The sequence below is a fragment of the Candidatus Microbacterium phytovorans genome (assembly GCA_029202445.1).
Lineage (GTDB): Bacteria > Actinomycetota > Actinomycetes > Actinomycetales > Microbacteriaceae > Microbacterium > Microbacterium phytovorans.
This window is the reverse complement of the sequence record CP119321.1, coordinates 1,066,422-1,092,025: the sequence shown is the minus strand read 5'-3', so window position 1 is coordinate 1,092,025 and position 25,604 is coordinate 1,066,422. Positions and strand designations below refer to the sequence as shown.

The following is a 25,604-nucleotide window of genomic DNA, read 5'->3' as shown; positions in this document are numbered from 1 at the left end:
GTGCGGTGTGATCGACAAGAGGTGGGCGTCCCCCGAGGACGCGGTAGCCGACATTCCCGACGGCGCTTCCCTCGCGGTGGGGGGTTTCGGACTCTCCGGCAACCCGATGCTGCTCATCAAAGCGCTCCATCGGCGCGGCGTGCGCGGCCTGCGCGTGGTCAGCAACAACTGCGGCGTCGACGACTGGGGTCTCGGCATCCTCCTCGCCGACCGCCGCATCGCCAAGATGACCTCGTCGTATGTCGGCGAGAACAAGGAGTTCGAGAGGCAGTTCCTCTCCGGCGAACTCGAACTCGAACTCACTCCGCAGGGAACGCTGGCGGAGAAGCTCCGCGCCGGGGGCTCCGGTATCGCGGCGTTCTACACGCAGACCGGAGTCGGGACGCAGGTCGCGGAGGGAGGGCTTCCGCAGCGGTATGACGGCGCGGGCGGCGTCGCGGTCGCCTCGGCGCGCAAAGACGTGCGGGTCTTCGACGTCCACGGTCGCGAGCGCGAGTACGTCCTGGAAGAAGCGATCGTCACCGACTACGCACTCGTCCATGCCGCAGTCGCCGACACCCACGGGAACCTCGTCTTCCGAAAGGCGGCGCGGAACTTCAATCCGCTCGCCGCCATGGCGGGACGGGTCTGCATCGCACAGGCCGAACGCGTCGTGCCCGCGGGCGAGCTCGACCCCGACCGCGTCCACCTTCCGGGCGTGTACGTCCACCGCGTGGTCGAAGTGGGCGCCGATATCGAGAAGCGCATCGAGCGCCGGACGGTGGCCGCCGCCGGCCCGACGGGAGACTGAGATGGCCCTCACCCGCGATCAGATGGCGGCTCGTGCGGCCGCGGAACTCGCCGACGGCTCGTACGTGAACCTCGGGATCGGGCTCCCGACCCTCGTGCCCAACCACGTGCCCGACGGCGTCACGGTGGTGCTGCAGTCGGAGAACGGCATCCTCGGCGTCGGACCCTACCCGGCGGAGGCCGACGTCGATCCCGACCTCATCAACGCGGGCAAGGAGACGGTCACGGTACGCGCCGGCGCTGCCTACTTCGACTCTGCGACGAGCTTCGGGATGATCCGCGGCGGAAAGATCGACGCCGCGATCCTCGGTGCCATGCAGGTGTCGGGTTCCGGCGACCTCGCGAACTGGATGATCCCCGGCAAGATGGTGAAGGGACCCGGCGGGGCGATGGACCTCGTGCACGGCGCAGCGCGAGTGATCGTCCTCATGGAACACGTCGCGAAGGACGGTACGCCCAAGATCGTCGTCGACTGCACCCTTCCGCTGACGGGACGGGGCGTCGTCGACAGGATCATCACCGACCTGGCGGTCATCGACGTCACGCCCGACGGCCTCGTCCTCGTGGAGACGGCGCCCGGCGTCACGGTGGCCGAGGTCATCGCCGCCACGGAGCCCCCACTCATCGTTCCATCCGACAAGGAGATCCCCGCATGAGCACTGACGACATCGTCATCGTCGCCGCCGCCCGCACGCCCCAGGGTCGCCTCCGGGGCCGGCTCGCCTCGTTCAGCGCACCACAGCTCGGCGGGTTCGCGATCGCCGGCGCCTTCGCCAAGGCCGGCATCCCGGCCTCTGCCGTGGACGCCGTCATCATGGGGCAGGTGCTTCCCGCCGGGTCCGGGCAGAACCCGGCGCGTCAGGCGTCGCTGGCCGCGGGCATCGGCTGGGACGTGCCGGCATCCTCGGTCAACAAGGTCTGCCTCTCCGGCCTCACGGCCGTCATCGACGGTGCGCGGATGATCGCCACCGGCGATGCGAGCGTCGTGGTCGCGGGCGGCATGGAGTCCATGACACGCGCGCCCCACCTCCTCATGGGATCGCGCGACGGTTGGGCGTACGGGTCGGTGGAGGTGCTCGACCACATGGCTTACGACGGCCTGACCGACGCGTACGACCGCGAGAGCATGGGGGCCTCCACGGAACGGCTGAACCCACGCTTCGACATGACCCGGGAAGCGCAGGATGCCGTGGCCGTCCGCTCGCATCAGCGGGCCGCCGCCGCCGCGCGCGAGGGTCGGTTCGACGCGGAGATCGTGCCCGTCTCGGTGCCGCAGCGTCGCGGCGAGCCCCTCGTCGTCACCACTGACGAGGGGGTGCGGCCCGACACGACGGCGGAGACACTCGCCGCTCTCCGCCCCGCCTTCCATCCCGAGGGCACGATCACGGCGGGAAACGCCTCGCAGATCTCCGACGGCGCCGCCGCGGTCGTCCTCACGACCCGCGCTCACGCGGACGAGAACGGCTGGGCGGTGCTGGCCGTGGTCGGCGCGTCGGGTCAGGTCGCCGGCCCCGACAACTCACTGCACGAGCAGCCGTCACGCGCCATCGAGCGCGCTCTCGAAAAGGAGGGGCTCGCGGCATCCGCTCTGGATCTCGTCGAGATCAACGAGGCGTTCGGGGCCGTCGTCGCTCGGTCGCAAGCGCAGCTCGGACTCTCCGACGACGTGGTCAACCCGGACGGGGGCGGCATCGCTCTCGGGCATCCGATCGGAGCGAGCGGATGCCGGTTGGTCGTTCACGCGGTGCACGAGCTTGTTCGCCGGGGTACGGGCCTCGCCGCGGTCGGGCTGTGCGGGGGCGGTGGGCAGGGGGAGGCGCTGATCCTCCGCCGGTGACAGCCGGTACGCTGAAAGCACGCGCGCCGGGGCGGCGCGTCGTCACCCGAGGAGCCCTCATGTGTTCACCCGTGCGCTGCGCGAACTGCGGTAAGACCACCTGGCAGGGCTGTGGCCTGCACGTCGATGAGGCCCTCGCGGGCGTCGCGGTGGCCGATCGCTGCGACTGCCCGCGCTGAGACCGCTCAGCTGCCCCGCACGCGACGCCGCAGCAGCTTCTGCTCCTTGCCGGCGATGGGGGAGTTGTGGGCGATGAGACCGCCGCGCGATGCGCGGTAGGTGTCGACGATCGATCCGATCGCGAGGGCGAACGTGATGCCCCAGCTGAGCCACGCGAGTGCGGTGCGCCAATTGAACGGCGCATCGTCGCGCGCGGAGCGCAACAGGGTGAGTCCGCCGGTGACGGCGGAGAGGAGCCCGGTGCCGAACAGGTACTTGCGCATATCACCACGCTACCCGGCCTGACAAGGAAGGGCGGGGGGTTGCGCGTCGGTTGTTAGCCTGGCTAGACACCCGCCCCCTGAGAGGAACGTCGTGCCCCCTGCCGCCGAACTCGTGGTCGTCGCCAATCGTCTCCCCGTCGACAGAGGTGAGGACGACTCTTCCTGGCGGCGTTCTCCCGGCGGGCTCGTGACGGCTCTGGAGCCGGTCGTCCAGCGCACGGGCGGCGCCTGGGTCGGCTGGGCCGGTCAGCCCGACCTGGAGGTGGAGCCGTTCGACTTCGACGGGGTGCACCTCGTGCCCGTGACACTGTCGACGGACGACGTCGCGCAGTACTACGAAGGCTTCTCCAACGACACGATCTGGCCGCTCTACCACGACGTGATCGCGGCCCCGACGTACCACCGCGCCTGGTGGGACGCGTACGTGCGCGTCAACCGCAGGTTCGCGGAAGCCGCCGCCGCGGCAGCCGGCGAGGGAGCGACCGTCTGGGTGCACGACTACCAGCTCCAACTGGTGCCGCGCATGCTGCGCGAGATGCGTCCCGACCTCGTCATCGGCTACTTCCATCACATCCCGTTCCCGGCATATGGCATCTACTCACAGCTGCCCTGGCGTTCGCAGGTGCTCGAAGGACTCCTCGGTGCCGACGTGATCGGCTTCCAGCGCGTCGCGGATGCCGGCAACTTCGCCCGGGCCGTCCGACGCCGCTTCGGCTACGACACGCGGGCGGGGGCGATCACCGTTCCCACGGGGGACGGCGGACACCGCACGGCGATCGCGAAGGCCTACCCCATCTCGATCGACACCGCTTCGTACGAGGTGCTCGCGCAGCGACCGGAGATCCAGGCTCGCGCCGCCGAGATCCGCGCGGAGCTCGGCAACCCCGAGACGGTGCTGCTGGGCGTCGATCGGCTGGACTACACGAAGGGCATCCGCCACCGACTGAAGGCGGTCGGCGAGCTGTTCGACGATGGCCGCCTCGGCACGGGAGACGCCACCCTCGTGCAGGTCGCGAGTCCGAGCCGCGAGCGCGTGGCCGCGTACGTGCAGCTGCGCGATGAGATCGAGCTCGCCGTCGGGCGCCTCAACGGCGACCACGACACGATCGGCTTCACCGCCGTTCGCTATCTGCACCACTCCTACCCGCGTGAGGAGATGGTGGCCCTCTATCTCGCCGCCGACGTCATGCTCGTCACCGCGCTGCGCGACGGCATGAACCTCGTCGCCAAGGAGTACGTGGCCAGCCGCGTCGACGGGCGAGGAGTGCTGGTGCTCAGCGAGTTCGCCGGCGCGGCGGACGAGCTGACGCAGGCGCTGCGGGTCAACCCTCATGACATCGAAGGGCTGAAGGATGCCGTGATGACGGCGGTGTCGATGCCTGTCGAAGAACAGCGGCGGCGGATGCGGGCGCTGCGGCGCCGCGTGCGGGACAACGACGTGTCGGCGTGGTCGGCACGGTTCCTCGGTGACCTGCGGGCGGTGCGGGGCGGCGACGCGTGAGCCTCGACGACCTCGCTCTCACGCCGCGCCTCCTCGTGGCGCTCGACTTCGACGGAACGCTCGCGCCCCTCGTCGACGAGCCGTTGACGGCGCGCATGCTCCCTGAAGCGGCCGACGCGGTGGCGGCCCTCGTGGCGGCGCCCGGGACGACCGTGGCCTTCGTCTCGGGGCGCTCGCTCGACGACCTGCGGGAGATCGCCGAGCACGACGACGACTCCGCCATCGTGCTGGCCGGTTCCCACGGTGCTCAGTGGTGGCATCCGCGGGGCATGGTGCAGGACGGAGCAGGGGATGCCGTCGGCACAGGCACCGCAACCCCTCGTCCGGCAGAAGAGGCTCTCCGCGACGAGCTGCGAGAGGCGGCGGAGGCGGCCGTGGCCGACATCGACGGCGCGTGGATCGAACCCAAGACCTTCGGCTTCGGCGTGCACTCTCGCCTCGTCGACCCTGCACGCGCGGCGGATGCGCACGCGCGCGTGGATGCTCTCATCGCCGACCGTGCCCCCGGCTGGCGCCGACGGGTCGGCCATTCCATCACGGAGTACGCGTTCCGCGAGGAGGGCAAGGACACCGCCGTGGCGAGACTGCGGGCGCTCACCCGCGCCACCGGCGTGCTCTTCGCCGGTGACGACGTCACGGACGAGGACGCCCTGCGCAGCCTCGAGCCGGGCGACGTCGGTATCCGGGTCGGTGCGGGGGAGACAGCGGCCACCGTGCGTGTCGCGGACGAGCGAGAACTGGCGGACCTTCTGCGCGCGCTCGCGCACCGGCGCACCTCCGCGCGGGAATAGACTTCGAGAATGCCTGCGCCCGACAACACCATCGACATCAAGCCCCGCAGTCGCGTCGTCACCGACGGCATCGAGGCCACGACCTCCCGAGGCATGCTGCGTGCCGTCGGGATGGGTGACGAGGACTGGGACAAGCCCCAGATCGGGATCGCATCCAGCTGGAACGAGATCACCCCCTGCAACCTGAGCCTGGACCGGCTCGCACAGGGAGCCAAGGAGGGTGTGCACTCCGGCGGCGGGTACCCGCTGCAGTTCGGCACCATCTCCGTCTCCGACGGCATCTCCATGGGCCACGAGGGCATGCACTTCTCGCTCGTCAGCCGCGAGGTCATCGCCGACTCCGTCGAGACGGTGATCATGGCCGAGCGCCTCGACGGGTCGGTGCTGCTCGCGGGCTGCGACAAGTCGATCCCCGGCATGCTCATGGCATCCGCGCGCCTCGATCTGTCGAGCGTGTTCCTCTACGCGGGTTCGATCGCTCCGGGCTGGGTGAAGCTGTCCGACGGCACCGAGAAGGATGTCACGATCATCGACTCCTTCGAGGCCGTCGGCGCGTGCCTGGCGGGCAAGATGAGCGAGGAAGACCTCAAGCGCATCGAGTGCGCGATCGCTCCGGGCGAGGGTGCCTGCGGCGGAATGTACACCGCCAACACCATGGCGTCCGTGGCCGAGGCGCTGGGGCTGAGCCTTCCCGGCTCCGCCGCGCCGCCGTCGGCGGACCGCCGGCGCGACTATTACGCGCACCGTTCGGGGGAGGCGGTCGTGAATCTGCTCCGTCAGGGCATCACGACGCGTGACATCCTCACCAAGGAGGCGTTCGAGAACGCGATCGCCCTCGCGATGGCGCTCGGCGGCTCCACCAACGTCGTCCTGCACCTCCTCGCCATCGCCCGCGAGGCCGAGGTCGATCTGAGCCTCCACGACTTCAACCGCATCGGCGACAAGGTCCCGCACGTCGCGGACATGAAGCCCTTCGGCAAGTACGTCATGAACGACGTCGACCGGCACGGCGGCATCCCCGTCATCATGAAGGCCATGCTCGACGAAGGCCTCCTGCACGGCGATGCGCTCACGGTCACCGGCAAGACTCTCGCGGAGAACCTCGCCGATCTGAACCCCGACCCCATCGACGGCACCGTCATCCACACCTTCGACAACCCCATCCACGCCACGGGAGGGCTCACGATCCTGCACGGCTCCCTCGCGCCCGAGGGCGCCGTGGTGAAGACCGCCGGTTTCGACGCGGCCGTCTTCGAAGGTCCGGCACGCGTGTTCGAGCGCGAGCGCGGTGCGATCGATGCGCTCGCGGCGGGCGAGATCGAGGCGGGCAGCGTCGTCGTGATCCGCTACGAGGGCCCCAAGGGCGGCCCGGGCATGCGCGAGATGCTCGCCATCACCGCCGCCATCAAGGGCGCGGGGCTCGGAAAAGATGTACTACTCTTGACGGACGGCAGATTCTCAGGCGGCACAACCGGCCTGTGCATCGGCCACATAGCACCCGAAGCGGTGGACGCTGGTCCCATCGCCTTCGTGCGCGATGGTGATCTGATACGGGTCGATATCGCGGCTCGCACTCTCGACCTACTCGTCGACGAGGCTGAGCTGAGTTCCCGCCGCGAAGGCTGGGAGCCCCTTCCTCCGCGCTATACCCGTGGCGTCCTGGCCAAGTACTCGAAGCTCGTGCGCTCCGCTGCGGAGGGCGCGACGACAGGCTGAGGCCCTCCCGACTGCGTCGACTCCACCATTCGAGGTTCACCCATGTCATCCGACACCGCTGCGGCCGTTCCCCGGCCGCCCGCCCGAAACCAGTCCGCTCCCGTGCTGACGGGTGCCGAAGCCGTCGTCCGCTCGCTCGAGCTGCTCGGCGTCACCGACGTCTTCGGCCTTCCCGGCGGCGCGATCCTGCCCGTCTACGACCCGCTCATGGACTCGTCGGCGCTGCGCCACATCCTCGTGCGCCACGAGCAGGGTGCCGGCCACGCTGCGGAGGGCTACGCCGCCGCGTCGAACAAGGTGGGCGTCGCGATCGCCACGAGCGGTCCCGGCGCGACCAACCTCGTGACGGCGATCGCCGATGCGTACATGGACTCCGTGCCGATCGTCTGCATCACGGGTCAGGTGTTCTCCAACCTGATGGGGACCGACGCGTTCCAGGAGGCGGACATCGTCGGCATCACGATGCCGATCACGAAGCACTCCTTCCTCGTGAAGGATGCCGCCGAGATCCCCGGCGCGATCGCCGCTGCCTATGAGATCGCCGGCACGGGTCGTCCCGGACCGGTGCTCGTGGACATCACGAAGGACGCCCAGCAGGCTGAGGCACCCTTCATCTGGCCGCCGAAGATCGATCTGCCCGGCTACCGCCCGGTGACGAAGGCGCACGGAAAGCAGATCCAAGCGGCCGCGCAGCTGCTCTCGGAGGCGAAGAAGCCGGTGCTCTACGTCGGCGGCGGCGTGATCCGTTCGCAGGCGTCGGCCGATCTCCTCGCCCTCGCCGAGGCCACCGGCGCGCCCGTCGTCACCACGCTCATGGCGCGCGGCGCGTTCCCCGACTCGCACGCTCAGCACCTCGGCATGCCGGGTATGCACGGCACGGTCCCGGCGGTCCTCGCGCTCCAGGAGTCCGACCTGCTCGTGTCGCTCGGAGCGCGGTTCGACGATCGCGTCACGGGCAAGGCGGCGCTGTTCGCCCCGCACGCGAAGGTCGTGCACGTCGACATCGACCCCGCCGAGATCTCCAAGATCCGCACGGCCGACGTGCCGATCGTGGGCGATCTGCGCGATGTGCTCATCGACCTCGGCTCGGCCTTCCAGGGGCTCACCGGCGGTGCGGCCCCCGACATCTCCGAGTGGTGGGCCTTCCTCGACGGGCTCCGTGACGAGTTCCCGCTGGGGTACACGCAGCCCTCCGACGGTCTCCTGTCCCCGCAGCACGTCATCTCCCGAATCGGCGAGCTCACCGGACCCGAGGGCGTCTTCGCCGCGGGCGTGGGACAGCACCAGATGTGGGCGGCGCAGTTCATCAAGTACGAGCGTCCGAACGCGTGGCTGAACTCCGGCGGCGCGGGCACGATGGGCTACTCGGTGCCGGCGGCCATGGGCGCGAAGGTCGCCGAGCCCGATCGAGTCGTGTGGGCGATCGACGGCGACGGCTGCTTCCAGATGACGAACCAGGAGCTCGCGACCTGCGCCATCAACAACATCCCCATCAAGGTCGCGATCATCAACAACTCGTCGCTCGGGATGGTGCGGCAGTGGCAGACCCTGTTCTACGACGGGCGCTACTCCAACACCGACCTCAACACGGGCCATGACACGATCCGCATCCCCGACTTCGTGAAGCTCGCGGAAGCCTATGGCTGCCTCGCGCTTCGCGTGGAGAAGGAGGAAGACGTGGATGCCGCGATCCGCACCGCCCTCGAGACGAACGATCGTCCGGTGGTGATCGACTTCGTCGTCAGCGCCGATGCGATGGTGTGGCCGATGGTGCCGCAGGGCGTGAGCAACAGCTACATCCAGTACGCGCGCGACCACGCGCCGAAGTTCGACGAGGAGGCCTGAGAATGAGTCGTCATGTGCTGAGCCTCCTGGTGGAGAACAAGCCGGGTCTGCTGACTCGTGTCGCGGGACTCTTCGCGCGCCGCGGGTTCAATATCGAGTCGCTCGCCGTGGGCGTCACCGAGGTCCCCGGCCTGTCGCGGATCACGGTCGTCGTCGACGTCGACGAGCTGCCCCTGGAGCAGGTGACGAAGCAGCTGAACAAGCTCATCAACGTCATCAAGATCGTGGAGCTCGACGCGTCGTCGTCGGTGCAGCGCGATCACATGCTGATCAAGGTCCGCGCCGACAATCAGACCCGATCGAACGTCATCGAGGTCGTGAACCTCTTCCGGGCGTCGATCGTCGACTACGCGACCGACGCGCTCGTGGTGGAAGTCACCGGCGACCGCGGCAAGATCGAGGCGATCCTGCGCGCCCTGGAGCCCTTCGGCATCAAGGAGCTCGCCCAGTCCGGCCTCCTCGCCATCGGGCGCGGCGGCAAGTCCATCACCGAACGCGTCCTGCGCGGCTGAACCCTTTTCGAACACAAGGAGAAACACACCCATGGCCGAAATCTTCTACGATTCCGACGCAGACCTGTCCCTCATCCAGGGCAAGAAGGTCGCCATCGTCGGCTACGGCTCGCAGGGTCACGCGCACGCGCTGAACCTCCGCGACTCGGGCGTCGAGGTCGTCATCGCGCTCAAGGACGGCTCGAAGTCGGCGCCGAAGGCTCAGGAGGAGGGCTTCGAGGTCAAGTCGGTCGCCGACGCGACCCAGTGGGCCGACCTCATCATGATCCTCGCGCCCGATCAGCACCAGCGCGGCATCTACAACGACCACATCAAGCCGAACCTCAGCGAGGGCAAGACGCTCGCCTTCGCACACGGCTTCAACATCCGCTTCGGCTACATCGATGCCCCCGAGGGCGTCGACGTGATCCTCGTCGCCCCCAAGGCGCCCGGGCACACGGTGCGTCGCGAGTTCGTCGCCGGTCGTGGCATCCCCGACATCATCGCCGTCGAGAAGGACGCCTCCGGCTCGGCGTGGCAGACCGCGCTGGCGTACGCGAAGGCCATCGGCGGCACCCGTGCCGGTGTCATCAAGACGACCTTCACCGAGGAGACCGAGACCGACCTGTTCGGTGAGCAGGCTGTCCTGTGCGGCGGCGTGTCGCAGCTCGTCCAGTACGGCTTCGAGACGCTGACCGAGGCCGGCTACCAGCCGCAGATCGCCTACTTCGAGGTGCTCCACGAGCTCAAGCTCATCGTCGACCTCATGTGGGAGGGCGGCATCGCCAAGCAGCGGTGGTCGGTCTCCGACACGGCCGAGTACGGCGACTACGTCTCGGGCCCGCGTGTCATCGACCCGCGCGTCAAGGAGAACATGCAGGGCGTGCTCGCCGACATCCAGTCGGGCGCCTTCGCGGAGCGTTTCATCGGCGACCAGGATGCCGGTGCGCCCGAGTTCCAGGAGCTTCGCGCCAAGGCTGCCGCCCACCCCATCGAGGCGGTCGGCAAGGAACTGCGTGCCCTGTTCGCCTGGAAGCAGCAGGACGCCGACTACACCGAGGGTTCCGCCGCCCGCTGACCCCGCCTCGCGCCGTTCCGGCGCGTCCAGTCCCTCGGCTCACCCGCCGAGTACGGCTTCTCGCAAGCCAGACGAGCCCGTTTCCTTACAAGGAAGCGGGCTCGTCGTCATCCACGGCACGAGCGCGCCACCCGGGTACGCTGAAGCGGTGAGCCGAGACGACGACGCGCTGTCCTGGGGAGGCGACGACGACCCGACGCTGGACGTCGGCGGTTCGCGCCCCGTCGAGAAACACCCTCCGCGGCTGCCCGAGGGCTTCGTGGCGGTCGGTCGCGGCAGCGAGGACCTGGACTCGTCCGACGGGCGGGCGACCGAGGACGAGGCCGGCGAGGTCGCCGACGAGGTCGGGCCGCAGCTGGGGAACGTCGCGCTCGTGGCCCTCGGGCTGCTCGGCGGCGTGTACCTCCTGTTCACGGTCGGCTGGATCATCGGCGGGCTGCGCCTGCAGGAGATCGCGCCGTTCCTCAATCTGATCCCCGCGGCGTACGTGCCCGCGTTCTGGCTCGCCGTCGCGGCTCCTGCGATCTGGTTCGTCGCCAGCCTCGTGCTCACCCGCGGGCGCGCGACGTGGGTGCGGTTCGTCTGGCTCGTCGCCGGAGCGGTGCTGCTGGTGCCGTGGCCGTTCATCATGATCGGAGCGGTGGGGCAATGAGCGAGCAGCGAGTGAAGACACCTCGAGTGATGCCGACGTGGGTCATCGCGACGATCGGTGGCGCGTTCGGCCTCTTCTACGCCTACGCGGTGTGGAACGCGGTGGGGCTGCTCATCGGTCAGGCCAGCGGTCAGTTCGGGCTCAATGCGCTCGGATGGGGGCTGCTGCTGTTCACTGCGGCGTTCCCGATCCTCGTGTTCGCCGCAGCGTTCGCCCTGGGGTCTCGCCGGCGTGCGGGGGAGTTCGCCCTCCTGATGCTCACCGGGCTCGCGCTGGTGGCAGTGTTCTGGCTGAACGTCGTCGCCTACGCGCTCTCGAGCAGCGGCGGGACGCTCCTGGGCGCATGACGTCATGCGGTCGGTGACGACCTGTCGTGAGCGGTAGGCTGGTCGGGCCCCGCCCCGACGGTGTGCGGCGTGGCATCCCACCCATCGCTCCTCGCTCCCGCGACGCCCCTGAAGGTTGCCCAGCGTGTCCAAGCCCGTCGTGCTCATCGCCGAAGAACTCTCTCCCGCCACGATCGATGCCCTCGGGCCGGATTTCGAGATCCGCCACGTCGACGGCGCCGACCGCGCTGCACTGCTGCCGTCGCTTGCCGATGCGCACGCGGTGCTGATCCGCTCGGCGACGAAGATGGATGCCGAGGCGATCGCCGCGGCCCCCGCGCTCAAGGTCATCGCGCGCGCCGGCGTCGGTCTCGACAACGTCGACATCAAGGCGGCCACGACGGCCGGCGTCATGGTGGTCAACGCCCCGACGTCGAACATCATTTCCGCCGCCGAGCTCACCGTCGCCCACATTCTCGGGCTCGCACGTCGGCTGCCGGCCGCCCACGCGTCGTTGTCGGCCGGTCAGTGGAAGCGCAGCGCCTACACGGGCGTCGAGCTGTTCGAGAAGACCCTCGGCATCATCGGTCTCGGTCGTATCGGAGCGCTGATCGCCGCGCGTCTGCAGGCGTTCGGCATGTCGGTGGTCGCCTACGACCCCTACGTCACGAGTGCGCGCGCGCAGCAGCTGGGCGTGCAGCTGGTCACGCTCGACGAGCTTCTGGAGCAGAGCGACTTCGTCACCATCCACATGCCCAAGACGCCCGAGACGACGGGCATGATCTCGACCGAGCAGTTCTCGCGCATGAAGCCGACGGCCTACGTCGTGAACGTCGCGCGCGGTGGCCTCATCGACGAGGTCGCTTTGCACACGGCGCTGACGACCGGCGAGATCGCCGGGGCTGGCCTCGACGTGTTCACGAGCGAGCCGCCGAAGGAGGACGGCACGGCGTTCCCGCTCCTGGAGCTTCCCAACGTCCTCGTCACCCCGCACCTGGGCGCCTCGACCGACGAGGCGCAGGAGAAGGCGGGCGTGTCGGTCGCGAAGTCGGTGCGTCTCGCGCTCGGCGGCGAACTCGTCCCGGATGCCGTCAACGTCGCCGGGGGCGTCATCGACCCGTACGTGCGCCCCGGCATCCCGCTCGTGGAGAAGCTCGGGCAGATCTTCTCTGCGCTCGCCCACTCGCCGCTGACCAGCCTCGACGTGGAAGTGCACGGAGAGCTCAGCCAGTACGACGTCAAGGTGCTCAAGCTCGCAGCGCTGAAGGGCGTCTTCACGAACGTCGTCAGTGAGACGGTGTCCTACGTGAACGCGCCGTTGCTGGCGGAGCAGAGGGGCATCGAGTCGCGCCTGCTCGTAGACGACCAGTCCGACGAGTACCGCAACGTCATCACGCTCCGCGGGGCGCTCTCGGACGGCTCGCAGCTCTCGGTGTCGGGCACTCTCACGGGCACGAAGCAGACCGAGAAGCTCGTCGGCATCAACGGGCACCCGCTGGAGCTGCCCATCGAGAAGCACCACATCGTCATGATCTACACCGACCGCCCCGGCATCGTCGCGGTGTACGGCCAGAAGTTCGGCGAAGCAGGGATCAACATCGCAGGCATGCAGATCGCGCGCACGCAGGCCGGCGGCCAGGCGTTGTCGGTGCTGACCGTCGACTCGCCGGTGCCCGACGAGCTGCTCGACGAGGTCCGCTCCGCGATCCAGGCGGACCTGTTCCGTCAGATCGAGATCACCGAGTCCTGAGGCGCGCCGTCAGGCGCGCGTGGCGCGCTCGACCAGTGCGATCAGCGCGTCCATGTCGGCGCCCTGTGGCACGGGACCCGGGACGGCACCCTGGTCGAGAGCGTTGTTGAAGTAGAGCCCGTCGCTCACGAGCAGCACGAGGTGGAGGGCGGTCTCGTCGCGGGTGTGGGGACGCAGCGCATCCTCCCACTGCTGCCGCACGCGGCGTAGCGCGAGAGCGGCATCCGCATTGCCTGCCTGGGCCAGTTTCGACACGGCGATGAGAGCGCGGTCGACGGGGGAGTCGTTCATGACCGACGTGCGCACGAAAGCGGCGACGAGACCCGAAGGATCGGCGCGCATCTCCTCGACGTCGTCGTGCACGCGCACTTCCATGCGTGCCAGCAGCGCCGCCTCGAGGGCTTCCTTGGAGGCGAAGTGGTAAAGCAGGCCGCCCTTGGAGACGCCGGCGGCGCGCGCCGTAGCCTCCATCGTGGCCGCGCGTTCGCCCTCGGCGATGAGCAGCGCTTCGAAGGCATCGAGGACGCTCTCTCGGGCGTGCGGAGGTCTGCTCATGGTTCCGATCGTAACGACGGGCGGGCGGCGGAGTCTGTTACTATACCGGCTGGACGGTATAGAAAATGACTTTGACGGAAGAGATCTCCCTGGCCGACGCCGCCGGGCGGCGTGTGGGCTGGCGCGGCTGGGCCGCGTTGGTCGTGCTCATGCTTCCCGTGCTGCTCGTCTCGGTGGACAACACGGTGCTGAGCTTCGCGCTGCCCGACATCGCCCTCGACCTCGCGCCCTCCAGCGCGCAGCAGCTGTGGATCATCGACGCGTACCCGCTCGTCCTCGCCGGCCTGCTCGTGACGATGGGAACGCTGGGCGACCGCTACGGCCGGCGCAAGCTGCTCCTGATCGGAGCCGTCGGATTCGCCGCAGTGTCGGTGCTCGCCGCCTTCGCGACGTCGGCAGGCATGCTCATCGCGGCGCGCGCGGCGATGGGCGTGTTCGGGGCGATGCTCATGCCCTCCACACTGTCGCTGCTGCGCAGCATCTTCACCCACCGCGACCAGCGTCGCCTCGCCATCGCCGTGTGGGCCTCGATGTTCTCGGCGGGTGCCGCGCTCGGACCGATCGTCGGCGGCATCCTGCTGGAGCACTTCTCCTGGGGATCCGTGTTCCTGCTGTCGGTGCCCGTGCTCGTTCCGCTGCTGGTGTTCGCGCCGCTCCTCGTGCCGGAGAGTCGGGATCCGCGCCCCGGGCGCATCGATCCCGTCAGCATCGCGCTGTCGATGCTGACGATGATCCCCGTCGTCTACGCGATCAAGGAGGTCGCGGTGCACGGCATGGGATGGCTGCCTCTCGTGCTCGTGATCACCGGAGTGGGCTTCGGGGTGGTGTTCGTCCGCCGCCAGCTCGCGGCCGAGGTGCCCATGCTCGACATGCGCCTGTTCGGGCGGGGAACCTTCAGCGGCGCGCTCCTGGTCAACCTCCTGAGCGTGATCGCCCTCGTCGGCTTCCTGTACTTCGTCGCGCAGCACCTCCAGCTGATCGTCGGCCTGTCGCCGATGCAGGCCGGTTTCGCGCTCGTGCCGGGGATGCTCGCGATGATCGTCGCGGGTCTCCTCGTGGTGCCCGTGTCGCGTCGGGTCGCCCCGCGTATCGTCGTGCCCGCGGCGCTCCTGTTCTCGGTCGTGGCGTACCTGCTGGTCCCGCTCGCGGTCGGCGACGGCGCGCTGTCGCTGCTCGTCGGTGCCTTCACCCTCCTGGGTGTCGGGATCGGCGCAGCCGAGACGGTCTCCAACGACCTCATCCTCGCGAGCGCGCCGCCCGCGAAGGCGGGTGCGGCCAGCGCGGTGTCTGAGACGGCCTATGAGCTCGGCGCGGTGCTCGGGACGGCGGTGCTCGGTGGCATCCTCACGGCCGCCTACCGCACCGGGATCGTGATCCCCCCGGGTGTGGATAGCGCCGCAGCCGACGCCGCCCGCGAGACGCTCGCCGGCGCCGTCGCGGTGTCCTCCGAGCTGGAGGCCGGCGCGGGGGAGGCGCTTCGCCAGGCGGCGGCGCACGCCTTCGACGCCGGAGTGGGCATCACCGCCGTCATCGGAGCCGTGCTCGTCGGCATCGCCGCGCTCATCGCGGCCGCTACGCTGGGAGGCACCCGCAGCGCGTCGACCGACCACTGAGCGCGCCCCGCGGATCCCCAGCCACGAGGAGAGCAATGTCGCGCGCGATCGCCGAACGCACCGTCCGCCTGGCCGTGATTCCGGGAGACGGAATCGGCCCCGAGGTCATCGCCGAGGCGGAGAAGGTCCTGGATGCCGTGACGGCGGACTCCGCGGTGGAGTTCGCGATCACGCGCTTCTCCCTGGGCGCCGCGCGTTACCTCGAGACGGGCGACACGCTCACCGACGACGACCTGGCCGCGATCGCCGGTCACGACGCGATTCTGCTCGGCGCGGTCGGTGGCCAGCCCGGCGACCCGCGGCTCGCGGGCGCCAACATCGAGCGCGGATTGCTCCTGAAGCTGCGCTTCGCGCTCGACCACTACGTCAACCTGCGCCCGTCCAAGCTCTATCCGGGGGTGCCCGGGCCGCTGGCGGCGCCGGGGGACATCGACTTCGTCGTCGTGCGCGAGGGGACCGAGGGCCCCTACGTCGGCAACGGCGGCTCGATCCGCACCGGCACGCCCCACGAGGTGGCCAACGAGACGAGCGTCAACACCGCCTACGGGATCGAGCGCGTCGTGCGATTCGCGTTCGCGCAGGCCGCGCGGCGACGCGGGAAGCTCACGCTCGTGCACAAGACCAACGTGCTCGTCCACGCCGGCGGCATGTGGAAGCGCATCGTCGACGCGGTGGCGGCAGAGCACCCCGAGGTGACCGTAGACTATTTCCACGTCGACGCGGCGACGATCTTCCTGGTCACAAACCCGGGCCGCTTCGACGTGATCGTCACCGACAACCTCTTCGGCGACATCCTCACCGACTTGGCCGGCGCCGTCACCGGAGGCATCGGCCTCGCCGCATCGGGGAACATCAACCCCGACGGCGCGTTCCCCTCGATGTTCGAGCCCGTGCACGGCTCGGCCCCGGACATCGCGGGACAGCAGAAGGCCGATCCCACGGCCGCGATCCTCTCCACGGCGCTGTTGCTCGATCATCTCGGGCTCGCCGCCGAAGCTCAGCGCGTCACCCGCGCTGTCGAGGAGGACATCGCGACGCGGGGGGCCACCGCACGCACGACCGCGCAGGTCGGCGACGCCATCGTTTCCCGTCTCCAGGCGTAACCTGGTGACGCACCCGGCATCCGTCGCCTCCGCGCAGGAAACAGGACAGATCATGACCCTCACCGACCCCCAGACCGCGACCGCTCCGCTCGCTTTCGCGGTCACCCGGAATCTCGCCGCGAAGTCGGCCGCCGAGCGCGAGGACCTCCTGCGCGATCCCGTCTTCGGCACGACGTTCACCGACCACATGGTCGACATCTGCTGGTCCGCGCGTGGGGGATGGCACCGTCCGCGCGTGCAGCCGTACGGGCCGATCTCGCTCGACCCCGCCGCCGCGGTGCTCCACTACGGCCAGGAGATCTTCGAGGGCATCAAGGCCTACCGCCACGCCGACGGATCGATCCACACCTTCCGTCCCGACCAGAACGGGGCGCGACTGCAGCGCAGCGCACGACGCCTGGCCCTTCCCGAGCTGCCGGTCGAGTACTTCATCCAGTCGTTGCGCGAGCTTATCGCCGTCGACGGGGAGTGGGTGCCCTCCGGTGCCGACCAGAGCCTGTACCTGCGCCCATTCATGTTCGCCAAGGAGGCGTTCCTCGGCGTCCGCCCGGCGGCGAAGGTCGCGTACTACCTGATCGCCAGTCCCGTGGCCGCCTACTTCAAGGGCGGTGCGAAGCCGGTGTCGATCTGGCTGAGCGAGGACTACTCCCGCGCCGGCAAGGGCGGCACGGGCGCGGCGAAGACCGGAGGCAACTACGCCGCCAGCCTGCTCCCGCAGGCGGAGGCGTATGAGCAGGGATGCGATCAGGTGGTCTTCCTCGATCAGGACGGCAACGTCGAGGAGCTCGGGGGCATGAACATCGTCTTCGTCTACAAGGACGGCACGATCGTCACCCCCCAGTCGGACTCGATCCTCGAGGGCATCACCCGCGATTCGCTGCTGCAGCTGGCGCGCGACCGTGGACACGTCGTCGAGCAGCGCCACGTGTCGCTGCAGGAGTGGCGCGACGGCGTCGCATCGGGTGACATCGTCGAGGTGTTCGCGTGCGGAACGGCCGCCGTGGTCGCTCCTATCGGCGTGTTGAAGGCCAAGGGCTTCGAAGACGTCCAGCCGACCGGCTCCCTCGCGCTGGAGCTCCGCCAGCACCTCACCGACATCCAGTACGGTCGCGCGGAGGACACCCACGGCTGGCTGCTGCGGTTGGACGAGCCGACGGATGCCGAGGACGCCCGGTGAAGATCGCGCGCTTCCGCCACGACGATGCGATCCGCTTCGGCATCCTCGACGACGGCGACCTCGTCGTCCTCGCGGGCGATCCGCTGTTCGCGGGCTTCGAGACCACGGGGGAGCGGGTCGCTCTCGCAGACGCCGTCCTCCTGGCGCCGGTGATCCCACGCTCGAAGGTCGTGTGCGTCGGAAAGAACTACCGCGACCACGCGGCCGAGATGGGTGGCGAGGCGCCGGCTGAACCGCTGCTGTTCCTCAAGCCCAACACGTCGGTGATCGGCCCGGGCGACGTGATCGTGCGCCCGCGTCAGTCCGAGCGCACCGACTTCGAGGGCGAGCTCGCCGTCGTGATCGGCCGGGTGGCGAAGGACGTCCCCGCGGCCGACGCGGACTCGTACATCTTCGGTTACACGGTCGCCAACGATGTCACCGCGCGCGACCTCCAGCGCTCCGACGGACAGTGGGCGCGCGCGAAGGGCTTCGACACGTTCTGTCCGCTCGGTCCCGTGATCGAGACGGAGTTTGACCTCGATGGCGGCCATCGGATCGTGTCGCGCGTCAACGGCGAGGTCCGCCAGGACGGCCCGCTGAGCGACATGGTGCATTCGGTCGCGGACATCATCGCGTACGCCTCGGCCGCTTTCACCCTGCTCCCGGGCGACGTCGTCCTGACGGGCACGCCCGCGGGCATCGGACCGTTCGAGGCGGGCGACACCGTGGAGGTGGAAATCTCGGGGATCGGCGTGCTGCGCAACACGGCACGTGATGCCTGAGACCGTCCTCGACACTCCCATGGAGGTCGCCGCCCTTCAGCGGCGCACCGTGCGGGTCCTCGCCGCGGGACAGGTGCTCGGCGGCATCGCGTTCGGGGCGACCGTCTCCCTCGGCGCGCTGCTGGCCGCGGATCTGTCCGGCGATGAGTCGCTGTCCGGTCTCGCCACGGCCTCGGTCACCCTGGGTGCGTCGCTGTGCGCGATTCCGCTGGCCCGTCTCGCCGCCCGCCGGGGGCGCCGGCTCGCGTTGACGCTCGGGAACCTGTTCGCCCTCGTGGGCATCTCGGTCGTGCTGGTGGCCGCGGCATCCCGTGCATTCCCGCTCCTGATCGTCGGCGTCGTGCTGATCGGCGCCGGGAACGCGGGAAACCTCCAATCGCGATTCGCTGCCACCGATCTGGCGACGTCGAGCCGCCGGGGCCGAGACCTCGGAACGGTCGTGTGGGCGACGACGGTCGGCGGGGTGCTCGGTCCGCTGATGCTGACGCCCGGTGAGGCGGTCGGGCAGGCGATCGGGATGCCGCCGCTCACGGGTGCGTACGCGTTCTCCATCGTCGCGCAGGTGTGCGCATTCGTGTTGTACATCATCGCGCTGCGGCCGGACCCGCTCCTGGTGGCGCAGCGGCTGGCCCGCACGGGCGCCGCCCCGGGCGGGGTGGTCGCCACGGAGGACCGCCCGCGGTCGGCGCGGTACGCGATCTTCGCCGTGACCGGATCGCATGTCGTGATGGCATCCGTCATGGCGATGACGCCGGTGCACCTCTCTCACCTGGCCCCAGATCACGTGACGCTCATCGTGGGCACGACCATCGCACTGCACGTCTTCGGCATGTATGGGCTGTCGCCGCTGTTCGGTGTGGCTGCCGACCGCTGGGGCCGTATCCCGGTCATCCTCCTCGGCCAGGGCGTCCTCGCCGCCTCGCTCGTCGTGGCGGCCGTCGCCCCACGGAATCAGTGGGCGGTGCTCGTGGCTCTGCTGCTGCTGGGTCTCGGGTGGAGCGCGGCGACGGTGGCAGGCGCGTCGTTGCTGACCGAGAGCAGTGCGACGGCCCTCCGACCGCGTCGTCAGGGACTCTCCGACACCGTGATGACCCTGAGCGCCGCTGTCGGCGCCGTGCTGGCCGGGGTCGTCCTCAGCTGGATCGGCTACGGCGGGCTCGCTCTCGTAGCGCTCGTCATCGTCATCGCCGTCACGGTCCTGTCGCCTTTCGCTCGACGGTGAGCGGGGTCTTCCGCGGGGAAGCGGCGGAAGACGGGATCAGGCGGTCAGCGCGCGAACGGCGTCGTCCACGTCGTCGTCGTCGTTGAAGACGTGGAACGCGACGCGCGTGCGTCCGCGGCGGCCGGAGGCCGCGATGCCCGCACGGGACAACCGGGTCAGATCGTCGCCGTCGGGATCCGGCCACGACACGATCGCGCCCGTTCCCCGGAGGCCGCGCTCGGCGCGGAAGCGATCGGCCAGCCGCGTGGTCTCCCGCTCGACGGCGGGCATGTCGGCGTCGGCGAAGAGGCGCAGCGCGGGGTCGGCACCCACGAACGCCTGCCACGCGGGAGACACGTCGAACCGTCGCGCATCGGATGCCAATACCGCGTCGCCGCCGTAGCACGACGCCCAGGGGTCATCGCCCGCGTACCAGCCGGCGTGTATCGGCCGCAAGGCCTCGCCGAACTCCGCCGAAACCGCGAGGAACGCGACGCCGCGGGGAGCGCACAGCCACTTGTAGGCGTGGCAGACGACGGCGTCGAAGAGCGAGCCGTCGACCGGCATCCATCCCGCGGCCTGGGTCGCGTCGCAGAGCGTGCGCGCGCCGACGGCGCGTGCGGCGGCGGCGATGGCCACCGGGTCGGCGACCTCGCCGCACGCCGACTGCACGAGGGAGAAGGCGACGAGCGCGGTGGTGGGGCGGACGGCGTCGGCGAGCTCGGCCAGGGGGGCGAAGCGGACGCGGAGATCGCGGCCCGAGTGGACGAAGGGGAGCACGAGCGACGAGAAGTCGCCCTCGGCGCACAGCACCTCGGCGCCGATCGGGAGGGATACGGCGATCATCCCGACGGTGACGGAGGTCTGCGATGCGATCGCGACGCGCCCGGGCTCGGCCCCGAGCAGGCGGGCGGCGGAGGCGCGAGAGGACTCGACGGCGAGCGAGTAGCGCGCGGGGTCCGGGCGCGCGTCCAGGTCGGTACGCACCGCGTCGCGCGTCGCGAGCGGGGGCAGGCCCGCGGTGCAGGCGGCGAGATATCCTCGCGCGCCCGGGAACTCGCGACGCAGCGATGCGACGTCGGTCGTCTGCGGCGCGGGCGGGGCGGCGATGATGGTGGCGGGCATGCGACCAGCCTCGCGACTGCTCGAACATTGGACCAGAGCAGGTATTGCATGAAAAACATGCCATGTGATTATGTAATGCCATGACCGACGCTGACGCACCGATCGATGCGCAGACTCTGCGGCTCGTGAAGGCCATCGCCGACACCGGCTCTCTGACGGCGGCGGCTCAGGCGCTCGGGTACAGCCAGCCTGCGGTGAGTCAGCAGATGCGGCGCGTCGAGGCCCGCCTGGGTCTTCCCCTCGTGGAGCGTGTCGGTCGTGGGGTGCGCCTGACGGAGGCGGGAAGGGTGCTGGCCCGCCATGCGCCCGCTGTCGCCACCGCGCTGGAAGCCGTGGCGGGCGAGCTCGACGAGCTTCGTGGCCTCCGCACGGCCACGGTGCGCATCGTGGGTTTTCCGTCCGCGACGCCGACGATTCTGCCGCGGGTTCTCGCCACTCTCACGGCGAGCCATCCCGGCATCACGATCACCTACGTCGAGGCCGAGCCGCCGGAAGCGGTCACCGCGGTGAGGGAGGATCGCGCCGACATCGCGCTCACCTTCTCGTATCCCGGCGACCGAGACGACCCGCACGGGGCCAGCGCCCGTGGACTGGCCGTGCGTCGGGTGGGCACTGACGAGCTGCTCGTGGTGCTGCCCGACGGGCATCCTGCGGCGGACGACGACGTGGTCCACCCCGCGGTGCTCGCGAGCGAGAACTGGATCGCCGGATGTCCTCGCTGCCGGGGTCACCTTCTGGAGCTGTGCGGTCGAGCGGGCTTCGAGCCGCACATCGGCTTCGAAACCGACAATGTGGTCGCCGTCGAAGGCCTCGTCGCGCAGGGGATCGGTGTGGCGACGCTTCCCGCACTGGGAGTCGCCTCCTTCCCGCCGCTGCCCGGTGTCGTCACCCGGCGACTGCCGCCGGGAGAGGAGCGGACGATTCACGCCGTCACGGCCCACGGCGCGGAGCGGGTACCCGCGGTCGCGGTGGTGCTGTCGGTGCTCGCGCGCGCCGTCGCCGTCGCCACGACGGGGGCCGCGCCGGCGACGGAGCGAACGGCGTTGCAGAACTAGACTGGTGCGGATGTCTGCCGCGATCGATCCTCGTACCACCACCGCCTCCGGAACCGATGTCCGCGTGCGGTTCTGCCCGTCGCCGACGGGGCTGCCGCACGTCGGCATGATCCGCACTGCCCTCTACAACTGGGCCTATGCGCGTCACACCGGGGGCAAGCTCGTGTTCCGCGTCGAAGACACCGACGCCGCCCGCGACAGCGAGGAGAGCTATCGTCAGCTCGTCGACGCGCTGACCTGGTTGAAGATCGACTGGGACGAGGGCGTGGAGAAGGGCGGACCGCACGGCCCCTATCGCCAGTCGCAGCGGTCCGAGATCTATGCGGGCGTGCTCGACACGCTCATCGCGGCCGGAGCGGTCTACGAGTCGTACTCGACGGCGGAGGAGATCGACGCGCGCAACGAGGCGAACGGTCGCGCGAAGCAGTTGGGCTACGACAACCACGACCGGCATCTCACCGACGAGGAGCGCGCGGCCTTCCGGGCGGAGGGCCGTGAGCCGGCATGGCGCCTGCGGGTTCCCGACCGCGACCTCACCTATGTCGATCTGATCCGCGGTGAGGTGACCTTCCCTGCCGGGTCGTTCCCCGACTTCGTCGTCGTGCGGGCCGGAGGGCAGGCGCTGTACACGTTCACCAACCCGGTCGACGACGCCCTCATGGGCATCACCCACGTCATCCGCGGCGAAGACCTCATGCCTTCCACGGCCCGTCAGCTCGCGCTGTATGCGGCGCTGATCGACGCGGGCGTCACGACGTTCGTTCCGCGTTTCGGGCACATGCCCCTCGTGCTGGGAGAGACCGGGAACAAGAAGCTGTCCAAGCGCGACCCGCAGGCCGATCTGTTCCTGCAGCGCGAGAAGGGCTTCATCCACGAAGGGCTCCTCAACTATCTGGCGCTCCTCGGCTGGTCGATCGCGGCCGACCGTGACGTGTTCTCCCTCGACGAGTTCACGGCGGCCTTCGACATCGCCGACGTGAACCCGAACCCCGCCCGCTTCGATCAGAAGAAGGCCGAGTCGATCAACGGCGACCACATCCGCATGCTGGCGCCCGAGGACTTCGCCGCCCGCCTCGTGCCGTACCTCGCCGCGGCGAACCTCGTCGCCGAGCCGCCCACCGCCGAGCAGCAGCGCCTCCTGGATGCCGCGGCCCCGCTCGTCCAGGAGCGCATGCAGTTGCTGGGGGAGGCGCCGGGACTTCTCGGCTTCCTCTTCCGCGACGAGGTCGCCTACGACGACGACGCCCTCGGGGGCCTTCCCGCCAACGCGAACGAGGTGCTGAAGGCATCCGCTGCCGCCCTGGAGCCGCTCAGCGAGTCGGACTTCCAGGCGACGCCCATTCAGCAGGCCCTCTCGGCGGCGCTCATCGACGGCCTCGGCCTCAAGCCCCGCGTCGCGTACGGACCGCTCCGAGTCGCCCTCAGCGGCCGGCGCGTCTCCCCGCCGCTGTTCGAGTCGATGGAGCTCCTCGGGAAGACCGAGACGCTCCGACGGCTGCGGGCGCTCGCCTCGCGCGACGTGTGAGCGCGAAACGCCCGGGGCCGTTCCGGTTTGGAGAGGCTCCCGGCGTCGGGTAGACTCGATCCTCGGTGCGACTCACGTCGCACAGCCCTTGGGGTATGGTGTAATTGGCAACACGGCTGATTCTGGTTCAGTTGTTCTTGGTTCGAGTCCAGGTACCCCAGCAAGGAAAACCCCCGCTCACGCGGGGGTTTTGCGTTTCCCCGGGGAATGCCGCACGGACGTGGTCCGCGCGGCGCTGTCACGGCATCGCATCCCCGATGTAGGAGTACTTCAGGAACACCTCCGACGCCCAGCCGGCCTCGTCGAGCACGCCCTGCACGGCGGTCATCATGTACTTCGAGTCCCACCCCATGTAGAGGTACTGACCGTCGGCGACTTCGTCCCACTGGCCGTTCCACGCCATCGAGGGGTAGAGCGGCCCGCCGCGGCGTGCGCTGAAGTCGATGACGCTCTGACGCGAGTCGGCCCACAACCGCTTGAACACCCGGTTGAAGAGGTAGCGGACGTCCTTGACCTCCCAGTGCTCGCCGCGGAACTCCACGTAGTCGAACTCGCGCTGCCATCCCCGGGGCCACCCGCGGCGCTTCTTGGCGTCCAGGATGGGGGTGAGGTTGTCGTCGTCGATCCCGACGACGGCCGGACGCTCCCACACCTGCACGAAGCGCGCCGTGAGGTTCTCGGTGCGTGCCGCGATCGCTGCCGTGTTCCACGACGGTTCGAGAGCCAGCTCGGAGGTGGGGACGACGGCGCTGCGGGCGTAGACGTCGCGCTTGGCGGGGAAGGGGGCGTCGAACGCGCGATCGAACAGGTCGCCTTCGAGGAGCACCAGGTTGCCGAGGGTCTGCGCGAGCGCCCGATGCGCGTTCTGCTCGTCGTCGGTGTAGTCCGCCCAGCGGCGGACGCCGTCGCCGGTCCAGTCGTCGCTCGGGGCGAGCGGGACCACGTGGTCGACGTCGAGTCCGTCGTGTTCGTCCACGCCCGCAAGGCGTCCCAGCACATACGGTGCGTGGGGGAGGTCGCTGTACTTCAGGCCGACGCGGGCGCGCTCATCGGACGGCGTGATGCGGGCGATGGCGTGGACGAGTGCGTCGCGGCCCTCATCGGCGGCGCGGCAGAGCCGGGCGACCAAGCGGTCGTTGGAGAGGCCGACGACCTTGCGGCGCAGCAGGAGCGACTGGAGGTGCTCGGTCGACGCGATGAGCTCGTCGACGCTCAGCGTGCCCGCGAGGTGGTCACGGTAGAGCCGCATGACGAGGGGGTACATGCCGCGGCCGAAGGTGTTGAGGTAGGCGAGCTGTCGGCCGATCTCCGGGTCGGGGGCAAGTGTGGGATCGAGCAGTGTGCGGTAGATCTCCGACAGTTCGCGCCATCGGCGGGCGTGGACACGCAGCGTGTCGATCCCCAGGCGGGGGAACTCGTGGCGGAAGGCGTCGTAGACGCCGCGCTCGCCCACGACGGCGACCTCACGCCCTGTCAGCATGACGAGGTAGTGGCGCCAGAACGAGCCGATCTGCTCACCGGTGTTCTGCTCGATCGGGAGCCAGTAGTCGTTCTCGATCTCGCTCTGTTCGGCGTGAGACAACCCCATCAGCACGTAGTTGTGGATGAGTTCGTGGTCGCGCAACGGTTCGCCCGTGGAGTTGAGGCTTTCGAAGATCTGCTGCGCGTTGGCGTCGGCACCCAGGGTGATCGACACGTGCTCGAGCTTCTGGAGCCCGCGCCAGATGCGTGCGGCCTCGTCGGGTCGGATCTGACTGCGGAAGAAGGCGTAGTTGTCGTCGAACCGCGACTCGCGCTGTGCGTCGTCGGGGGAGCGGCGGTCGAGGACGACGCTCTCGAACACGTCGGCCCACGCCCGGTGCGGTCGCAGCTTCGTGCGGCTCCGGTCGCCGTCGCGCACGAGCACGCGCGCGAGCTCCGCCGCGAGTGCGGGGTCGTCGTCGACGAGGGTGTGGTGGAGCGCCGCGACGAGCAGCATGAGGGTCGTGATGCGCTGCTGACCGTCGATCAGCACGAGGTGAGCATCGTCGGATGCGGTGGTCGACGCGGTGGACAGGATCGAGCCGATGAAGTGGGTGTGCCCGTCGTCGGTATCGGCGACAGCGCGGATGTCGTGGAGCAACTGCTCGCACCCGCCGATGTCCCAGCGGTACTGACGCTGATAGACGGGGACCACGATCGTGGTCTCGGATGCCGAGAGCCACGCGATCGTGTTGACGGCGGTGGCATCGACATTCGTGGCAGTGCTCATGTTCTCCGTATCGCTC

General features: G+C 69.6%; 23 protein-coding genes and 1 tRNA gene. 20 read left to right on the top strand and 4 right to left on the bottom strand.

The genetic code is table 11. The features are described 5' to 3' along the window. Window positions 1-7: 7 nt before the first annotated feature. Genes P0Y48_05240 through P0Y48_05230 form a run of 3 tightly spaced genes read left to right on the top strand, consistent with a single transcriptional unit; the run spans window position 8 to window position 2,626 of the window. A complete protein-coding gene (locus P0Y48_05240; protein WEK14610.1) occupies window positions 8-790 on the top strand; it encodes a CoA transferase subunit A in 783 nt (260 codons plus the stop codon). Between the two features lies 1 nt (window position 791). Continuing rightward, window positions 792-1,445, top strand: coding sequence for a 3-oxoacid CoA-transferase subunit B (locus tag P0Y48_05235; protein ID WEK14609.1), 654 nt, complete (start codon window positions 792-794; stop codon window positions 1,443-1,445). Next, the gene (locus P0Y48_05230; GenBank protein ID WEK14608.1) at window positions 1,442-2,626 is read left to right on the top strand and encodes an acetyl-CoA C-acetyltransferase; all 1,185 of its coding nucleotides are present in this window, start codon (window positions 1,442-1,444) and stop codon (window positions 2,624-2,626) included. The genes P0Y48_05235 and P0Y48_05230 overlap by 4 nt, the downstream gene beginning before the upstream one ends. A 185-nt stretch (window positions 2,627-2,811) precedes the next feature. Here P0Y48_05230 and P0Y48_05225 read toward each other — a convergent pair whose 3' ends face one another. Next, a complete protein-coding gene (locus P0Y48_05225; GenBank protein ID WEK14607.1) occupies window positions 2,812-3,069 on the bottom strand; it encodes a hypothetical protein in 258 nt (85 codons plus the stop codon). Window positions 3,070-3,160: 91 nt separating this feature from the next. Here P0Y48_05225 and P0Y48_05220 point away from each other — a divergent pair, with 91 nt between their 5' ends. From P0Y48_05220 to serA, 9 genes are all read left to right on the top strand, one after another. Then, window positions 3,161-4,570, top strand: coding sequence for a trehalose-6-phosphate synthase (locus tag P0Y48_05220; GenBank protein ID WEK14606.1), 1,410 nt, complete (start codon window positions 3,161-3,163; stop codon window positions 4,568-4,570). Further along, window positions 4,567-5,361, top strand: coding sequence for a trehalose-phosphatase (gene otsB / locus P0Y48_05215; GenBank protein ID WEK14605.1), 795 nt, complete (start codon window positions 4,567-4,569; stop codon window positions 5,359-5,361). Before P0Y48_05220 ends, otsB begins: the two co-directional genes overlap by 4 nt. A 9-nt stretch (window positions 5,362-5,370) precedes the next feature. Next, on the top strand, window positions 5,371-7,077 hold the full coding sequence (ilvD, locus tag P0Y48_05210; GenBank protein ID WEK14604.1) for a dihydroxy-acid dehydratase: 1,707 nt from the start codon (window positions 5,371-5,373) through the stop codon (window positions 7,075-7,077). Window positions 7,078-7,119: 42 nt separating this feature from the next. Beyond that, window positions 7,120-8,922 carry an acetolactate synthase large subunit gene (locus P0Y48_05205; protein WEK14603.1) on the top strand — a complete coding sequence of 601 codons (1,803 nt, stop codon included), beginning with the start codon at window positions 7,120-7,122 and terminating at the stop codon, window positions 8,920-8,922. Between the two features lie 2 nt (window positions 8,923-8,924). Next, window positions 8,925-9,434 carry an acetolactate synthase small subunit gene (ilvN, locus tag P0Y48_05200; GenBank protein WEK14602.1) on the top strand — a complete coding sequence of 170 codons (510 nt, stop codon included), beginning with the start codon at window positions 8,925-8,927 and terminating at the stop codon, window positions 9,432-9,434. A gap of 31 nt (window positions 9,435-9,465) precedes the next feature. Further along, on the top strand, window positions 9,466-10,491 hold the full coding sequence (gene ilvC, locus P0Y48_05195; protein ID WEK14601.1) for a ketol-acid reductoisomerase: 1,026 nt from the start codon (window positions 9,466-9,468) through the stop codon (window positions 10,489-10,491). 148 nt (window positions 10,492-10,639) lie between these two features. Further along, on the top strand, window positions 10,640-11,143 hold the full coding sequence (locus P0Y48_05190) for a DNA polymerase III subunit gamma/tau (protein WEK14600.1): 504 nt from the start codon (window positions 10,640-10,642) through the stop codon (window positions 11,141-11,143). Beyond that, complete coding sequence (locus P0Y48_05185; GenBank protein ID WEK14599.1) at window positions 11,140-11,490, top strand: bacitracin resistance protein; 351 nt, start codon at window positions 11,140-11,142, stop codon at window positions 11,488-11,490. The genes P0Y48_05190 and P0Y48_05185 overlap by 4 nt, the downstream gene beginning before the upstream one ends. 124 nt (window positions 11,491-11,614) lie before the next feature. Next, a complete protein-coding gene (gene serA, locus P0Y48_05180) occupies window positions 11,615-13,219 on the top strand; it encodes a phosphoglycerate dehydrogenase (GenBank protein ID WEK14598.1) in 1,605 nt (534 codons plus the stop codon). Window positions 13,220-13,228: 9 nt separating this feature from the next. Here serA and P0Y48_05175 read toward each other — a convergent pair whose 3' ends face one another. Continuing rightward, window positions 13,229-13,774 carry a TetR/AcrR family transcriptional regulator gene (locus P0Y48_05175; protein ID WEK14597.1) on the bottom strand — a complete coding sequence of 182 codons (546 nt, stop codon included), beginning with the start codon at window positions 13,772-13,774 and terminating at the stop codon, window positions 13,229-13,231. Between the two features lie 65 nt (window positions 13,775-13,839). Between P0Y48_05175 and P0Y48_05170 the strand changes: the two genes are divergently transcribed. From P0Y48_05170 to P0Y48_05150, 5 genes are read left to right on the top strand one after another with little or no spacing between them, the layout of a single operon-like run. After that, window positions 13,840-15,387 carry an MFS transporter gene (locus P0Y48_05170; protein ID WEK14596.1) on the top strand — a complete coding sequence of 516 codons (1,548 nt, stop codon included), beginning with the start codon at window positions 13,840-13,842 and terminating at the stop codon, window positions 15,385-15,387. A 35-nt stretch (window positions 15,388-15,422) separates the two neighbouring features. Next, entirely contained in the window at window positions 15,423-16,490 is a 1,068-nt protein-coding gene (locus tag P0Y48_05165) for a 3-isopropylmalate dehydrogenase (protein WEK14595.1), read from the top strand. 52 nt (window positions 16,491-16,542) lie between these two features. Further along, window positions 16,543-17,667: a branched-chain amino acid aminotransferase gene (locus P0Y48_05160; protein WEK14594.1), complete on the top strand. Its 1,125-nt coding sequence runs from the start codon at window positions 16,543-16,545 to the stop codon at window positions 17,665-17,667. Continuing rightward, a complete protein-coding gene (locus P0Y48_05155) occupies window positions 17,664-18,431 on the top strand; it encodes a fumarylacetoacetate hydrolase family protein (protein WEK14593.1) in 768 nt (255 codons plus the stop codon). The genes P0Y48_05160 and P0Y48_05155 overlap by 4 nt, the downstream gene beginning before the upstream one ends. Continuing rightward, window positions 18,424-19,653, top strand: a complete 1,230-nt coding sequence (locus P0Y48_05150; protein ID WEK14592.1) for an MFS transporter — start codon at window positions 18,424-18,426, stop codon at window positions 19,651-19,653. Before P0Y48_05155 ends, P0Y48_05150 begins: the two co-directional genes overlap by 8 nt. A 36-nt stretch (window positions 19,654-19,689) precedes the next feature. On the opposite strand, the gene P0Y48_05145 is transcribed toward P0Y48_05150, so the two are convergent. Further along, window positions 19,690-20,757 (bottom strand): aminotransferase class V-fold PLP-dependent enzyme, encoded by a 1,068-nt coding sequence (locus P0Y48_05145; protein WEK14591.1) that lies wholly within the window; start codon window positions 20,755-20,757, stop codon window positions 19,690-19,692. An 80-nt stretch (window positions 20,758-20,837) separates the two neighbouring features. Here P0Y48_05145 and P0Y48_05140 point away from each other — a divergent pair, with 80 nt between their 5' ends. The 3 genes from P0Y48_05140 (at window position 20,838) to P0Y48_05130 (ending at window position 23,498) form a co-directional block, all read left to right on the top strand. Beyond that, window positions 20,838-21,812 (top strand): LysR family transcriptional regulator, encoded by a 975-nt coding sequence (locus tag P0Y48_05140; GenBank protein ID WEK14590.1) that lies wholly within the window; start codon window positions 20,838-20,840, stop codon window positions 21,810-21,812. A gap of 10 nt (window positions 21,813-21,822) precedes the next feature. Continuing rightward, window positions 21,823-23,337 (top strand): glutamate--tRNA ligase, encoded by a 1,515-nt coding sequence (gene gltX, locus P0Y48_05135; protein WEK14589.1) that lies wholly within the window; start codon window positions 21,823-21,825, stop codon window positions 23,335-23,337. A gap of 89 nt (window positions 23,338-23,426) precedes the next feature. Continuing rightward, a tRNA-Gln gene (locus tag P0Y48_05130) sits at window positions 23,427-23,498 on the top strand. Between the two features lie 77 nt (window positions 23,499-23,575). Here the strand turns inward: P0Y48_05130 and P0Y48_05125 are convergent. Beyond that, window positions 23,576-25,588: a DUF262 domain-containing protein gene (locus P0Y48_05125; protein WEK14588.1), complete on the bottom strand. Its 2,013-nt coding sequence runs from the start codon at window positions 25,586-25,588 to the stop codon at window positions 23,576-23,578. Between the last annotated feature and the right edge of the window lie 16 nt (window positions 25,589-25,604).

Coding starts and splice junctions, on each gene's coding strand:
- P0Y48_05235 (WEK14609.1), top strand. CDS start 792: ATGGCCCTCACCCGCGATCAGATGGCGGCTCGTGCGGCCGCGGAACTC.
- P0Y48_05230 (WEK14608.1), top strand. CDS start 1,442: ATGAGCACTGACGACATCGTCATCGTCGCCGCCGCCCGCACGCCCCAG.
- P0Y48_05225 (WEK14607.1), bottom strand. CDS start 3,069: ATGCGCAAGTACCTGTTCGGCACCGGGCTCCTCTCCGCCGTCACCGGC.
- ilvD (WEK14604.1), top strand. CDS start 5,371: ATGCCTGCGCCCGACAACACCATCGACATCAAGCCCCGCAGTCGCGTC.
- P0Y48_05205 (WEK14603.1), top strand. CDS start 7,120: ATGTCATCCGACACCGCTGCGGCCGTTCCCCGGCCGCCCGCCCGAAAC.
- ilvN (WEK14602.1), top strand. CDS start 8,925: ATGAGTCGTCATGTGCTGAGCCTCCTGGTGGAGAACAAGCCGGGTCTG.
- ilvC (WEK14601.1), top strand. CDS start 9,466: ATGGCCGAAATCTTCTACGATTCCGACGCAGACCTGTCCCTCATCCAG.
- P0Y48_05185 (WEK14599.1), top strand. CDS start 11,140: ATGAGCGAGCAGCGAGTGAAGACACCTCGAGTGATGCCGACGTGGGTC.
- P0Y48_05175 (WEK14597.1), bottom strand. CDS start 13,774: ATGAGCAGACCTCCGCACGCCCGAGAGAGCGTCCTCGATGCCTTCGAA.
- P0Y48_05170 (WEK14596.1), top strand. CDS start 13,840: ATGACTTTGACGGAAGAGATCTCCCTGGCCGACGCCGCCGGGCGGCGT.
- P0Y48_05165 (WEK14595.1), top strand. CDS start 15,423: ATGTCGCGCGCGATCGCCGAACGCACCGTCCGCCTGGCCGTGATTCCG.
- P0Y48_05160 (WEK14594.1), top strand. CDS start 16,543: ATGACCCTCACCGACCCCCAGACCGCGACCGCTCCGCTCGCTTTCGCG.
- P0Y48_05150 (WEK14592.1), top strand. CDS start 18,424: ATGCCTGAGACCGTCCTCGACACTCCCATGGAGGTCGCCGCCCTTCAG.
- P0Y48_05145 (WEK14591.1), bottom strand. CDS start 20,757: ATGCCCGCCACCATCATCGCCGCCCCGCCCGCGCCGCAGACGACCGAC.
- P0Y48_05140 (WEK14590.1), top strand. CDS start 20,838: ATGACCGACGCTGACGCACCGATCGATGCGCAGACTCTGCGGCTCGTG.
- gltX (WEK14589.1), top strand. CDS start 21,823: ATGTCTGCCGCGATCGATCCTCGTACCACCACCGCCTCCGGAACCGAT.
- P0Y48_05125 (WEK14588.1), bottom strand. CDS start 25,588: ATGAGCACTGCCACGAATGTCGATGCCACCGCCGTCAACACGATCGCG.